The sequence below is a fragment of the Massilia sp. 01N417 genome, from assembly GCF_056399645.1.
On the sequence record NZ_JBFTRS010000001.1, the window covers coordinates 383,607 to 398,052 of the forward strand.

Sequence of the window (14,446 nt, forward strand, 5' to 3'; positions counted from 1 at the left end):
CTTCGGGGTCGTAGCCCGATCAAGCAAAGCCCACGGTTCGCCGTGGGCTTTTTTCGTTTCTATATATTAGATGCCGCCCCAGTGCGCGGCCAGCGCCGCCAGCGCCGCCAGTCCGGCGGTCTCGGTGCGCAGCACCCGCGGCCCCATCGACAGCGCCAGCGCGCCCCGTGCCAGCGCCGCTTCCTCTTCCTCCGCACTGAAACCGCCCTCGGGGCCGATCAGGAAGGTGACGGCCTGCGGCGCGGTGACGCGCGCCCAGCCGGCCAGCGATTGCGTCGCCCGCGGCGACAGCAGGATCCGCGGCTGGTCCGACGGCTGCGCGATATAGCGCCCGAAATCCTGCAGCGGCGCCAGCTGTGCCAGCCGGTTGCGCCCGCACTGCTCGGACGCGGCCACGATCACGCCTTCCCAGTGCGCCTGGCGCTTCTCCGCACGATCGCCCGACAGTTTCACCACCGAGCGCGCCGCCGCCAGCGGCTGGATCGCGGCCACGCCCAGTTCGACCGCCTTCTCGACGATCCAGTCCATCTTGTTGCTGCCCTCGGGCAGGCCCTGGGCCAGGGTGACGGGGTAGGGGAGTTCGACGTCGATGTCCTCGAAGGCGAGGACGTCCGCGCTGGCACGCCGCTTGCCGATCTCGCGCAGGCGCGCGCGAACCTGGCCGCCTTCGCCGTTGAACAGCACCACCTCGTCCCCTGGCTGCTGGCGCACGACGTGCAGGTGGTGGGCGACGGCGTCCGGCAGGTCGACGATCGCGCCTTCGATGAGCGGCTGGGGGCAGTAGAAACGTGGCATGAACGGCAAGCTCTCCATATAAGAAGTCGGCATTTTAAGGCTTCGCCATCATGCTCTGGTAAAATACGCGGTTAAGGCCAGCAGTAATGCCGCACAGCGCCACCGCTTTTCTATCCTCAGACTTACCACATCCATCCATGAAACCAGTTCAAACCACCACCCTGATGGCCAACGCGATCCGTGCGCTGGCGATGGACGCCGTCCAGAAAGCCAATTCCGGCCACCCGGGCATGCCGATGGGCATGGCCGAGATCGCCGTTGCGCTGTGGGACGGCCACTATCGCCACAATCCGGGCAATCCGGGCTGGATGAACCGCGACCGCTTCCTGCTCTCGAACGGCCACGGTTCGATGCTGCACTACGCACTGCTGCACCTGTCGGGCTACGACCTGTCGATGGACGACCTGCGCAACTTCCGCCAGCTGCACTCGAAGACCCCGGGCCACCCGGAAGTGCACATCACCCCGGGCGTGGAAACCACCACCGGTCCGCTGGGCCAGGGCATCGCCAACGCGGTCGGCATGGCGCTGGCCGAGTGGCTGCTGGCGAAGGAATTCAACCGTCCGGGCTTCGACATCGTCGACCACCACACCTACGCCTTCGTGGGCGACGGCTGCCTGATGGAAGGCATCTCGCACGAAGTCGCCTCGCTGGCCGGCACCCTGCGCCTGAACAAGCTGATCTGGCTGTACGACGATAACGGCATCTCGATCGACGGTAAGGTCGAGGGCTGGTTCACCGACAACACGCCGAAGCGCTTCGAAGCCTATGGCTGGAACGTGATCCCGGACGTGGACGGCCACAGCGTCGAAGCCGTCGATGCCGCGATTCGCCGCGCCAAGACCTCGGACCGTCCGACCCTGATCTGCTGCAAGACCATCATCGGCAAGGGTTCGCCGAACCTGCAGGGCGGCGACAAGGTGCACGGCGCCGCGCTGGGCGACAAGGAAGTCGCCGCGGTGCGCGAACACCTGCTGTGGGACGCGATTCCGTTCGACATTCCCGCCCCGGTGTATGAAGCCTGGGACCAGAAGCAGAAGGGTGCCGAAGCCGAAGGCGCATGGAACAAGCTGTTCGACGGCTACCGCGCGCAATTCCCGGAACTGGCCGCCGAATTCGAGCGCCGCATGAAGGGCGAGCTGCCGGGCAAGTTCGAGGAAACCCTGGCCGCGGCAATCAGCGCGACCCTGGAGAAGAAAGAAACCATCGCCACCCGCAAGGCGAGCCAGAACGCGATCCAGGCGCTGGCCGGCGTGCTGCCGGAATTCCTGGGCGGCTCGGCCGACCTGACCGGCTCGAACCTGACCAACTGGAAGGAATCGATCCCGGTCCGTTCGGGTACCCCGGGCAACCACATCAACTACGGCGTGCGCGAATTCGGCATGGCCGCCATGATGAACGGCATCGCCCTGCACGGCGGCTACATCCCGTTCGGCGCCACCTTCCTGACCTTCTCCGACTACAGCCGCAACGCCCTGCGCATGGCCGCGCTGATGAAGATCCGCTCGCTGTTCGTGTTCACCCACGACTCGATCGGCCTGGGCGAAGACGGCCCGACCCACCAGTCGGTCGAGCACGTGTCCTCGCTGCGCCTGATCCCGAACCTGGACAACTGGCGTCCGTGCGACACCACCGAGTCGATGGTGGCCTGGGGCGAGTCCCTGAAGCGCAAGGACGGCCCGTCGACCCTGATCTTCTCGCGCCAGAACCTGCCGTTCATGGAGCGTGACGCCACCACTGTGGCCAACATCGCCAAGGGCGGCTACATCCTGCGCGACGCCGACAATCCGCGCGCCGTGCTGATCGCCACCGGTTCGGAAGTCGAGCTGGCCGTGAACGCCGCCGCCACCCTGGCCGGCCAGGGCATCGCCGTGCGCGTGGTCTCGATGCCGTCGACCGACGTGTTCGACCGCCAGGAGGCGAGCTACAAAGCGTCAGTGCTCGGCAAGGGAATTCCTCGGGTGGCCGTCGAGGCCGGCGTGACCGACTTCTGGTACAAGTACGTGGGCCTGGAAGGCGCCGTGGTCGGCATCGACACCTTCGGCGAATCGGCCCCGGCCCCGGTGCTGTTCAAGTACTTCGGCTTCACCGTCGAGAACGTGGTCGGCAAGGTCAAGTCCGTGCTGGTTTGAGTTTTGATGTAGATGCCGCGCCGGCCTGGAGACGGCCTGCGCGGCAAGCGTTTCGCGCTATGCTTCGACGATAAGATTTTTTTCAATCAGGAGTAAACATGACGATCAAAGTAGCAATCAACGGCTATGGCCGCATCGGCCGCAACGTGCTGCGCGCTTTCTACGAAGGCGGCAAGAAGCAGGACATCCAGATCGTGGCGATCAACGACCTCGGCAATGCCGAGCACAACGCCCACCTGACCCGTTACGACACCACCCACGGCAAGTTCCCGGGCACCGTCGTGGTCGAGGGCGACACCATGATCGTCAACGGCGACAAGATCCGCGTGTTCGCACAGCGTAACCCGGCCGAGATCCCGTGGGGCGAGCTGGGCGTGGACGTGGTGCTGGAGTGCACCGGCTTCTTCACCACCAAGGAAAAGGCATCGGCCCACCTGAAGGGCGGCGCCAAGAAAGTCATCATCTCGGCCCCGGGCGGCAAGGATGTCGACGCCACCATCGTCTTCGGCGTGAACCAGGACGTGCTGAAGAGCACCGATACCGTCATCTCGAACGCTTCCTGCACCACCAACTGCCTGGCCCCGCTGGTCAAGCCGCTGCACGACGCCATCGGCCTGGAAACCGGCCTGATGACCACCGTGCACGCCTACACCAACGACCAGGTGCTGACCGACGTGATGCACGAAGACCTGCGCCGCGCCCGTTCGGCCACCCAGTCGATGATCCCGACCAAGACCGGCGCCGCCGCCGCGGTCGGCCTGGTGCTGCCGGAGCTGAACGGCAAGCTGGACGGCTACGCGATCCGCGTACCGACCATCAACGTGTCGATCGTCGACCTGTCCTTCATCGCCAAGCGCGACACGACTGTCGAAGAAATCAACAAGATCATGAAGGACGCGTCGGAAGGTGCCCTGAAAGGCATCCTGACCTACAACACCGAGCCGCTGGTGTCGGTCGACTTCAACCACAACCCGGCTTCGTCGAACTTCGACGCCACCCTGACCAAGGTCTCGGGCCGCCTGGTGAAAGTGTCCTCGTGGTACGACAACGAGTGGGGCTTCAGCAACCGCATGCTGGACACCACCGTCGCGCTGATGAACGCGAAATAATCCGTTACATTAACTTGCAGTAAAAGACGCCCCTTGACCGTGAGAATCGGTCCAGGGGCGTTGTTTTATGCTAGTTGTAATTGAGATATTAGCAAAATGATGTTTCATAAATACAACGAATGACATTTTCTTGTAATAAATAGATACAAATCAGTACAAAAAAATATTTTCCTCGGCGACACTCTTGATGTGCATACACGTGATGCATATAACAACTAGATGCCGAGGGATTAACTTGAACAAGCAACTCATGCTGAAGCGTAGCGTCATCGCCGTGGCGATGACCCTCGGGGGAACGTCGATCACGTTCGCCCAAACCGTAAGTGGCAGTGGCAGTGAAAGCAATACCACGACTGGCAGCCACATCCAGAAAGTCGTCGTCACGGGCTCCAACCTGAAGCGCACCGACACGGAAGGCTCCTCGCCGATCGCCGTCATGACGGCACAGGACATCAAGAACACCGGCGCCGCGTCCGTATCCGAACTGATGAAGTTCGTGCCGTCGATGGGTACCGACGGCGCTCAGGACTTCCAGAGCGGCTCCGGCTTCGCCAAGGGCGTGGCCACCGCCTCGCTGCGCGGCCTGGGCTCGTCCTCGACCCTGGTGCTGCTGAATGGCCGCCGTGTCACCCCGGCCCCGTATGCCGACCCGAACGACGGCAACTCGGTCCTGTACGACCTGAACTCGATTCCGATCTCGGCCATCGAGCGCGTCGAAGTGCTGCAGGACGGCGCATCGGCCGTGTACGGCTCCGACGCCATCGCCGGCGTCATCAACTTCATCCTGAAACAGAACTACGAAGGCGCGGAAGTCGCCGCGCGCTACAGCGCGAACGACGACAACCTGTTCCGCCGCAAGGGCTTCAACGGCATCTTCGGCAAGGGCAACCTGGACACCGACGGCTACAACTTCATGATCACCGCCGACGTCAACCAGCGTGATCGCACCACCCGCCGCGACGCCAAGGATGTCGAATACGACCAGCTCAAGCTGCTGAACGGCCGCTTCCTGTCGCCGTACGCCAGCTCGGTGTCGCAATACCCGACCATGTACAAGGAAACCCGTCCGGGTTCCAAGAACTTCGGCGTGACCCAGGCCACCGGTCCGACCAACATGCTGTTCGACCTGGGCTGCCCGGCCAGCCAACAGATCACCGGCAGCGTTGCCGGCAATGGCCTGCTGCCGACCAGCACCCTGGTGGGCCGCACCTTCTGTAACTTCGACAACACGCCTTACCTGGAAGCCCAGGGCTATGGCCGCGATGCCAACATCATCTCCCACGGTGAGCTGAAGCTGGGCAAGGACGTCACCGGTTTCGCGGACATCGCCTATTCGCGCGCCCGCCGCGACTACACCGGCGAGCCGATCACCATCGGCACCGGCGTCACCACCAACTGGACCGCCAACGGTCCGGGTGCTTCCTACCAGACCATCCTGCCGATCGGCCACCCGAACAACCCGTTCCCGGATGCCCGCGCTTCGCTCGGCTACCGCTTCGTCAACCTGCGCGGCGGTTCGCAGGCCATCAACGAGGGCAAGCGCCTGCTGGCCGGCGTCAAGGGCACGCACTTCGGCTGGGACTGGGAATCCGCGCTGCTGTGGAACCGTGCCGAGAACGAAAGCACCAACTATGGCCGCCTCTTCCTGCCGACCCTGAGCAAGCTGAACGCCGGCGCTTCGATCGCTTCGGTGGCAGCCGACCCGACCATCGGCCATGACGTGGTCACCCACAACATGTCGCAGATCACCCAGTGGGACGGCAAGGCCACCACCGAGTTCGGCCAGCTGGCTGGCGGCGCAATCGGCTTCGCGGCCGGCTTCGAACTGCGCAAGGAAAAGATCAACCTGACCCCCGATCCGCTGGTGGCAAGCGGCCAGATCTACGGCCTGGCCAACACCATCCTGAACAGCGAGCGCGACGTCAAGTCGGCCTTCATCGAGGCGCGCCTGCCGGTCCTGAAGAACCTGGAGTTCGATTTTGCCGGCCGCGCCGACAAATACCCGAACCTGAAGACGAACTATGTGCCGAAGATCAGCGGCAAGTGGACCGTCACCGACACCTTCGCAATCCGCGGCACCTACGCGGAAGGCTTCCGCGCACCGTCGCTGAGCCAGGTCGTGCCGGGCGGCGCCCAGTTCTTCCTGAACGGCACCTGGGATCCGAAGCGTTGCAACGAAGACGAGGTCACCCCGAAGCCCAACGGCACCACCGCCGACTGCGCCAAGAGCGTGGGCGGCTCCGGCGGCTTCAACCCGGACCTGAAGCCGGAAACCTCGAAGAGCTACAACCTGGGCTTCCTCTGGTCGCCGAGCACCAAGTTCGACGTATCGGTGGACTTCTACCGCATCAAGCGCGAGAACGAGATCGTGCTGGGCAGCTCGTATGACGCACTGAAGAACGAAGACCGTGTTCCAGGCAACGTCGTGCGCGACACCAACCCGGTCAACTTCATCACCGACGCCAACGGCAAGCCGATCCCGGGCACCGGTCCGCTGATCATGCTGTTCCTGCCGTGGCAGAACCAAGGCATGACCGAACTGCGCGGCGCCGACATCGAAGCCCACCTGCGCCAGAACCTGGGCCAGTGGGGTTCGCTGTCGACCACCCTGCGTTCGACCTATGTAGACACCCTCTACATCCAGACCTTCGCCGGCGATCCGATCCACAACCTGGCCGGTTCGTTCCCGAGCGTCCGCGACTGGGCTCTGTCGACCGGCAGCGCGACCCCGCGCTGGAAGAGCAACGTCTCGACCACCTGGCGCTACGGCGACCACGCGGTCAACCTGTCGGCCAACTACGTGGGCAAGGTTTCCCGCTTGCGTATCTGGGAAGGCGAGACCACCTACGCCCAGCCGTTCTGCCAGTACAGCACCAAGGGCAGCAACACGATCCCGCTGTACACGACTTACTATCCGCGCTGCGAAGTCAAGGAATGGCTGACCTTCGGCCTGGGTTACACGTACACCGGCCTGAAGAACTGGACCATGAGCCTGAACATCCAGAACCTCTTCGACGAGAAGGCGCCGTACGATCCGGGTTACACGGCTTCCGGCTACAACGAAACCTTGCATAACCCGTACGGCCGTTACTTCAGCCTGAGCGCACGCTACGCCTTCAAGTGATGCCTGCTTGAGCCACCCGTCCGGCTTGCCGGGCGGGCAGCAAAAAGCCCGCGGATGTTTTGTCCGCGGGCTTTTTTTCGTCTTGCTGCCGTCAGCGTTTCGGCCAGGGCGTCAGGATCTCGAAGCCGTTCTTCGTCACGGCGATCATGTGCTCCCACTGCGCCGACAGCGACTTGTCCGCCGTCACCACGGTCCAGCCGTCGTCCAGCTGTTCGACGTCGGCGTCGCCCGCGTTCAGCATCGGCTCGACGGTGAAGGTCATGCCTTCCTTCAGCAGCAGCCCGGTGTTCGGGCGGCCGTAGTGCAGCACCTGCGGGTCTTCGTGGTAGACGCGGCCGATGCCGTGGCCGCAGTACTCCCGCACCACCGAATAGCCGGCCTTCTCGGCCAGGGTCTGGATCGCGTGGCCGACGTCGCCCAGGCGCGCGCCCGGCTTCACCACGCGGATGCCGGCCATCATGGCTTCGAAGGTGGTGTCGACCAGGCGCTTGGCCTCGGGGGAGGGCGTGCCGGCGAAGTACATGCGGCTGGTGTCGCCGTGCCAGCCGTCCTTGATGACGGTGACGTCGATGTTGATGATGTCGCCGTCCTTCAGCACGTCTTTCTCGCTCGGGATGCCGTGGCAGACCACGCCGTTCACCGAGGTGCACAGGGTTTTCGGGAAGCCGTGGTAGCCGACGTTGGCCGGGGTCGCCTTCTGCACCTTGCGGATGTATTCGTTGCAGCGCCGGTCGAGCTCCTCGGTGGAGACGCCGGGCTGGACGTGTTCGGAGATCATGTCGAGCACCTCGGCGGCCAGGCGGCCGGCCACGCGCATCTTGGCGATGTCCTTGTCGTTCTTGAGTTTGATGACCATGTATATAGAGTGTGATGGCCGGCCCTGCGCCGGCATCCCTCTATGATAACCGCGAATAAAAAAACGCCGGGCGAACCCGGCGTTCCTGGATCATCCCCGAAGGGAAGCGTTCAGAGCTTCACGCGGATACCGGCGTACCAGCGGCGGCCGATTGGATCGTAGGTGCCGGCATCGGTTTCGGTACCGGTGCTGTCGCCCGGCAGGCCGCTGATGATCGGCGGCGCCTTCTGGTTGAACGCATTGTTCATGCCGAAGTACAGCTCGGTCGACTTCATCAGGGCCCACGATGCCTGCAGGTCGGTGTAGGTACGCGAACCGACCTTGACCGAGCCCGGCGGCAGGTCGAAGCCGGCCAGGAACTGGTCGTCCAGCGCGGAGCGGCCGAGGTAGGTCATGGTCGCGCTGACGCTGAGCTGGTTCCACTTGTAGCCGATGTCGAACAGCGCCTTGTTCTTCGCAGCACCCACTTCACCCGCGAACGGATCCTGGGCGGCACCCGGCAGCGGCACGGTGTAGCCCTTCTTCACGTAGGTGTAGGCCAGCTTGGTCGACAGGCGGCCCGGGCCGACGCGATCGTTCCAGGCCGCGGTCAGGTCGATACCTTCGGTGGCCAGGCCACCGCTGTTCGACACGGCGGTGTCGATGTACTGCAGCGAGCCGGCGCTGTTGTTGCCGGTGGCCGCAGGACGGCGGGTGATGAACTGGCAGAAGGTCGGGTTCGAACCGCTGTAGCAGCTTTCCAGCGTGAACTGACGCGGGGTGCTGACGATGGCGTCGGCGATCTTGATGTTGAAGTAGTCGGCCGTGAAGGTGAAACGCTTCAGCACGTCGATCGAACGCGGGGTCCAGACCACGCCGACGGTGGTCGAGCGGCCTTTTTCGGCGCTCAGGTTCGGGTTGCCGCGGTTGTAGCCGCTGATGCCCTGCAGGTCGGCCTGGTTCAGGGTGAACTTGCCGTTGGCGGCGATGTTCGCGGCCACGCCCGGTGCGGCACGGCACAGCGCGTCATATGCGCCGGTCGAGGTCGCGGTCACGTTCAGGCAGGGGTCGTTCAGGCCGGACGGGAAGTCCTGGCTCGGCGCCTGGTACAGCTCGTTGATGTTCGGCGCGCGGGTCGACAGCGAACGGGTGCCGCGCAGCTTGACGTCGTCGATCACCGCCCATTCGAAGCCGGCGTTCCAGCTGTTGGTGCTGCCCACCGACGAGTAGTCGCCGTGGCGGAAGGCGCCCAGGAAGTTCAGCGACTTCACGAACGGCATGTCCTTCAGCAGCGGCACGCGGGTTTCGACGAACACTTCCTTGACGCTGAATTCGCCCGAGGTCGGCGGGGTCGCGTTACCGGCGTTCAGGCCGGCCTGGGTCAGGGCGTCCGGAATCGCTTCCGAATATTCCTTGCGCCATTCGAAACCGGCGGCGATGCCCAGCGGGCCGGCCGGCAGGTCCCAGATTTCGCTGTTGATCTGGCCGCCCACCAGTTTCTGGGTGGTGCGGGTCACCAGCGAGCCCGGTGCGGTCACGTAGGCCAGCGCGGCCGGCGTGATGCTGTTGAAGCCGAACACATTGATCGGCACGCAACCCTGGGCGCGGGCGTCGGCGCTGGCGCAGACCGGCGGACCGCCGTTTTCGCCCGGGATCGCCTGCAGTGCGTTGGCGAAGTTCAGGACGTTGACCTGGCCGGTCGACTGCTGGGCTTCCTTGGTCTGGCCATAGGCGCCGTACACTTCGTAGTTCCAGGTCTTCCAGGCATCGAAGTCGCCCTTGATGCCGGTGACGAAGCGGAAGGTGTCGCGGTCCGCGGTGCTGCTGCGGGTGCCGACTTCGGACAGGCGGCGGGTGAAGTAGTAGTCCTTCAGGCCATCGCCGTCGGTGTCGCTGATGCGGTCGTACAGGTATTGCGGGACCAGCGGGTTGCGCACGATGGTGTTGCCGACGCGCGACTCGGCCGGTACCTGGCCGGTGGTCGGGAAGATGTTTTCCGCGCCCAGGGCGAACGGTTCGATGGTCGAGGACACGCGGCTGGAGGCATAGGTGCCTTCCATGAAGGCGCGGGTGCGCTCGTTGAGCTTCAGCTCGCCGTTGGTGGCGAACAGGTAGCGGTCGACCGGCACGGCGATCGAACGGTAGAAGGAGCGGTTGAAGCCGGTCGCGCCGACGCCGTTGTTGCCGTTGGTGCTCCACGGGATCGGGTTGCCCTGGGCATCGTAGGTGTAGCTGCCGGTGTCATGGAAGAAGCGGCCCTGCGGCGCGTAGCTCGAGTAGAACGGGCGGATCGGCGTGAACGCATCGGCCGGATCGCCGGTGCTGATCATTTTCGAGTTCTGGTCGACCGCCGAGGCTTCGCGGTCGCGCGACCAGACCTGGCCCTGGCGCGTGAAGCCCAGGTGGCCCATCAGGAAGCCGTCGTCGTTGCTGGTGCCGAAGGTCAGCGAGAACTTGCGCTTCAGGTCGTCGTGCTTGGTGCTCTGGCCAGTTTGGGCGTCCAGCATCAGGCCGTTGAAGTTGCGCTTGGTGATGATGTTGACCACACCGGCCACGGCGTCGGAGCCGTAGGCTGCCGAGGCGCCGCCGGTCAGAAGTTCGACGCGCTCGATGAAATCGGTCGGGATGGAGTTCAGGTCGACTGCGGATTCGCCCGGGATACCGGAAACGAAGCGGCGGCCGTTGACCAGCACCAGGGTACGCGAGATGCCCAGGTTACGCAGGTCGACGGTGGACACGCCCACGCTGGCGGTCTGGAAAGCCGAGTTGGTACGGCTGATCGCCGGCGAGCCCATAGTCGGGTTTTCCAGCAGCACCTGCTGCAGGTTGGTGGCGCCGGAGGCGGCGATGTCGGCGGCCGACAGTACCTGCAGCGGCGACGGCGATTCTGCGTTGGGCGAGGCGATGCGCGAACCGGTCACTTCCACGCGCTGGATCGCGGCGGGTGCCGTCGTCTGCGTCTGGGTTGCCGCTGCAGCCTGCTGCTGGGCGGCACCGCTTTGGTTCTGTCCCTGCTGCGTCTGCATCTCCTGCGCATACGTAGCGTTCACACTGAGAGCAACGCCACCCAGACAGATCAGGCGGATCGACCGGGATAAGACTTTTTCCATCATCATTGCAAAACTCCTAGGGTTAGGGCACGGTGGACTGATCAAGCAAACCGTGAAGAATGCCGTCGTTGTCGCGGCTTATTTGAAACGATGTGCAGAGTACATACATTCCAAAACAGCAATAAAATCATCTTGCGGAACCGGATGTCAATCGTTTCCGGGGAATAAATAATTTTGTTGCAAATTTGCGTAAATACCAACGTTCTTTTGAAACATTTCACGTTACGCAAGCAGCCGAATTCTCACCAAAAATTCCCGGTGAGAATTGTTTCCGAACAGCTGGAAACCAGCCTGTGCAGTGTGTCATCGGGTTTATGCTTTGCAAAGCTGGCACAATAGAAATGCGTCATGACAGCGCAATTTCTTAGCGCTTTGTCACTTTTGCGCAACGTTCAACCTTGACTCTTTGTCTTGAAGAAATATCAAGATTGCCGTGGATTGTTTATGCGGCGTGCATAAACCGGCGGAATTGCCCAGGATGTCAGCCGAAGCAGGCGCGCCACAGGCGCAACACCACCTCGGCGTGGGGAGCCACCAGGGCGGGGTCGACACGGGCCTGTTCCTGGCCCTGCAGGCGCACCTGGTGCTGGAGCCGGCGCATGACGCGGTAGGCGTCGGCGGCGCCTTGTGCCAGGGAGGGATCGATGAGGCCGAGTTCGCCGCACATGCGCAGCAGGGCGATATTGCCCTTGTTGGCCGTGAGCTGGGGATGGGCGTGGGAATGGCGCAGGACCAGGTACTGGACGATGAATTCGATGTCGATCATGCCGCCATCGTCCTGCTTCAGGTCGAAACGGCCGCTGCTGCTGGGGTGGGCGTCGTGCATGCGCTTGCGCATTTTGACCACTTCGTCGCGCAGCTCGGCTTCGCGCGTGCTGCGGTCCTGGCGCAGCACTTCCTCGCGGATGGCTTCGAAGCGGGCGCCGATATCGGCGTCGCCGGCGCAGAACCGGGCGCGGGTCAATGCCTGGTGCTCCCAGATCCAGGCCGAGCTGCGCTGGTAGCGCTCGAAGGCGGAGACGGTCGAGACCAGCATGCCGCTGGCGCCATCCGGGCGCAGGGCGGTGTCGATGTCGAACAGGATGCCGGCCGGGGTGTGCGTGGTCATCCAGGTGATGAAGCGCTGGGCCAGCTTGGCATAGTTGCCCGGGGCGTCCTGGTCGTCGTCGTCGAACAGGAAGATCACGTCGAGGTCGGACACATAGCCGAGCTCCTTGCCGCCCAGCTTGCCGTAGGCGATCACGGCGAAGCGCGGTACCTCGCGGTGGCGGCGGGGCAGGGTGAGCCAGGCGCGCTTGACGACTTCAAGCACGATCAGGTCGGCCAGCGCCGACAGGTGGTCGGCCAGGCGCTCGACCGAGAGCTCGCCGGCCAGGTCCAGCGCCAGCAGGCGGAACAGCTGGGCGTGGTGGGCTTCGCGCAGGATGTCGAGCTGGCGCTCGGTGTCGCCCGCGGCCGCGTCGAGCTGGGCGGCCAGGCTGGTGGCCAGGGCGGCGAGTTCGTCGGCCCAGTTGGCGGTCGTGCCGCGGTCGTCCAGCAGTTCGTCGAGCAGGATCGGGTGCTGGGTCAGGAAGGTCGCGGCCCAGCCGCTGGCGTTGATCATGCGGATCACGCGGTCCAGCGTGTGCGGATACTCGATCAGCAGCGACAGGTAGGCCGCGCGGCGCGCGATCGCCTCGAAGAAGTCGAGCAGGCGGCCGAGGGTGGCGGCGTGGCTGCCGAGGCCGGCTTCGCGCACCACGGCGGCGATCTGCGGCAGGGCCGTGTTGACCAGCGCCGCCAGCTTGTTGCGGCTGGCTTCCGGCAGGGTCTGCAGGCGCGGCGCCTGCCAGGTCGCGACCAGGCGGGCGGCCGCTTCTTCCGGCCGGTCGAAGCCGAGGCCTGCCAGCTGCTGGGCGATCGCCTCGCCGTGCTCCGGGTCGCTCATGGCGGGGCCGAAGGAGGCGGCCGGGTCGGCCGGCTCGGCGCCGGCGGCCTTGTCGGCGAAGATGGCGTCGAACTGGGCCGCCACAAAGGCGCGCTGCTCGTTCAGGCGCGCCAGCAGGGCGGCTTCGTCAGGCAGGCCCATCATGCGCGCCACCGCCAGCCGGTCTTCGGGCGAGACCGGCAGCGTATGGGTCTGGGCGTCTTCCAGGTATTGCAGGCGGTGTTCGAGGTTGCGCAGGAAGGTATAGGCGTCCAGCAGGCGCTCGACCGTATCCGGCGGCAGCAGTTCGCGCTCGGCCAGCAGGCGCAGGGTCTTGCGGGTCGAGCGTTCGCGCAGCGCCGGGTCGCGCCCGCCGCGGATCAGCTGGAACACCTGGGCCAGGAATTCGATCTCGCGGATGCCGCCGCGGCCCAGCTTGACGTTGTCGCTGCGTTCCGGGTGCAGGCGCTCCTGGCGGTTGACCTCGGCGCGGATCTGGGCGTGCATGGTGCGGATCGCATCGATCACGCCGAAGTCGAGATAGCGCCGGAACACGAAGGGGCGGACGATGGCGTCCAGTGCGGCGATGTCCAGCGGGTCGCCGGTGACGGCACGCGCCTTGACCCAGGCGTAGCGCTCCCACTCGCGGCCCTGGACGATCAGGTAATCCTCGACCATGTTCAGGCTGGCCGCCAGCGGGCCCGACTTGCCGTTCGGGCGCAGCGCCATGTCGACCCGGAAGGTGAAGCCGTCTTCCGTGATTTCCGACAGCGCGGCGATCAGCTTTTTACCGAGGCGGATGAAGAATTCGTGGTTCGACAGCGAACGCTGGCCCGGCCCGGCCTGGGTGTCGCCGTCTTCCGGGTAGACGAAGATCAGGTCGATGTCGGACGAGACGTTGAGCTCGCCGCCGCCGTGCTTGCCCATCGCCAGCACCATCATCTGCTGGGGACGGCCCGATTCGGCCCCGATCGGCACGCCGTGGGCGGCGGTCATCTCGGACGTCAAGCAGGCCAGGTGGGATTGCACGGCAAAGTCGGCGAAGCGGCTCATGGCGGTGACGACTTCGTCGAGGTCGGCCCTGCCGTCGAGGTCGCGCTCGATAATGGCGCAGATCAAAAGATTGCGCAGGCGGCGCATCGCCCGGCCCAGCGGCAGCCTGACTTCACTGGGGCCGGCGCTGGCTTGGCTCTCCAGTGCGGCGCCGAAATCGAGGGAGGACAGCGATAATTCGGCCAGGGCCGCAAGCCGTTCGGCCCGTGTGGCGTCGGCGCCGAGCCAGCGTTGAAAGAAGCGTGATGCGCTTGCGGGGGAATTCATAGGGCGGATCCAGGCGAGTTTCTACGTTCCGGGAGGCGTGCTATGCGGTAAAATTGCCCGCCATGCTGCCCTGGGTCAGCGTGATGGTAAGGTAGACGCCGCGATTGTTGCAAGC

General features: G+C 64.6%; 7 protein-coding genes. 3 read left to right on the plus strand and 4 right to left on the minus strand.

The window, feature by feature from the left end:
- Positions 1-66: 66 nt before the first annotated feature.
- Positions 67-795: a 16S rRNA (uracil(1498)-N(3))-methyltransferase gene (locus AC1DOQ_RS01765; RefSeq protein ID WP_477359674.1), complete on the minus strand. Its 729-nt coding sequence runs from the start codon at positions 793-795 to the stop codon at positions 67-69.
- A gap of 137 nt (positions 796-932) precedes the next feature.
- On the opposite strand from AC1DOQ_RS01765, the gene tkt reads away from it, so the two are divergent.
- The 3 genes from tkt (at position 933) to AC1DOQ_RS01780 (ending at position 7,160) form a co-directional block, all read left to right on the plus strand.
- Entirely contained in the window at positions 933-2,927 is a 1,995-nt protein-coding gene (tkt, locus tag AC1DOQ_RS01770) for a transketolase (RefSeq protein WP_477359677.1), read from the plus strand.
- Between the two features lie 98 nt (positions 2,928-3,025).
- Positions 3,026-4,036 carry a type I glyceraldehyde-3-phosphate dehydrogenase gene (gene gap, locus AC1DOQ_RS01775; protein ID WP_442122697.1) on the plus strand — a complete coding sequence of 337 codons (1,011 nt, stop codon included), beginning with the start codon at positions 3,026-3,028 and terminating at the stop codon, positions 4,034-4,036.
- Positions 4,037-4,286: 250 nt separating this feature from the next.
- Complete coding sequence (locus tag AC1DOQ_RS01780; RefSeq protein ID WP_477359680.1) at positions 4,287-7,160, plus strand: TonB-dependent receptor domain-containing protein; 2,874 nt, start codon at positions 4,287-4,289, stop codon at positions 7,158-7,160.
- A gap of 91 nt (positions 7,161-7,251) precedes the next feature.
- Here AC1DOQ_RS01780 and map read toward each other — a convergent pair whose 3' ends face one another.
- The 3 genes from map to glnE form a co-directional block, all read right to left on the minus strand.
- A complete protein-coding gene (gene map, locus AC1DOQ_RS01785) occupies positions 7,252-8,016 on the minus strand; it encodes a type I methionyl aminopeptidase (RefSeq protein ID WP_477359683.1) in 765 nt (254 codons plus the stop codon).
- Between the two features lie 110 nt (positions 8,017-8,126).
- On the minus strand, positions 8,127-11,021 hold the full coding sequence (locus AC1DOQ_RS01790; RefSeq protein ID WP_477359686.1) for a TonB-dependent receptor domain-containing protein: 2,895 nt from the start codon (positions 11,019-11,021) through the stop codon (positions 8,127-8,129).
- Positions 11,022-11,586: 565 nt separating this feature from the next.
- A complete protein-coding gene (gene glnE / locus AC1DOQ_RS01795) occupies positions 11,587-14,331 on the minus strand; it encodes a bifunctional [glutamate--ammonia ligase]-adenylyl-L-tyrosine phosphorylase/[glutamate--ammonia-ligase] adenylyltransferase (protein ID WP_477359689.1) in 2,745 nt (914 codons plus the stop codon).
- Positions 14,332-14,446 lie beyond the last annotated feature (115 nt).

Coding starts and splice junctions, on each gene's coding strand:
- AC1DOQ_RS01790 (WP_477359686.1), bottom strand. CDS start 11,021: ATGCAGACGCAGCAGGGACAGAACCAAAGCGGTGCCGCCCAGCAGCAG.
- gap (WP_442122697.1), top strand. CDS start 3,026: ATGACGATCAAAGTAGCAATCAACGGCTATGGCCGCATCGGCCGCAAC.
- map (WP_477359683.1), bottom strand. CDS start 8,016: ATGGTCATCAAACTCAAGAACGACAAGGACATCGCCAAGATGCGCGTG.
- glnE (WP_477359689.1), bottom strand. CDS start 14,331: ATGAATTCCCCCGCAAGCGCATCACGCTTCTTTCAACGCTGGCTCGGC.
- tkt (WP_477359677.1), top strand. CDS start 933: ATGAAACCAGTTCAAACCACCACCCTGATGGCCAACGCGATCCGTGCG.
- AC1DOQ_RS01765 (WP_477359674.1), bottom strand. CDS start 795: ATGCCACGTTTCTACTGCCCCCAGCCGCTCATCGAAGGCGCGATCGTC.
- AC1DOQ_RS01780 (WP_477359680.1), top strand. CDS start 4,287: ATGCTGAAGCGTAGCGTCATCGCCGTGGCGATGACCCTCGGGGGAACG.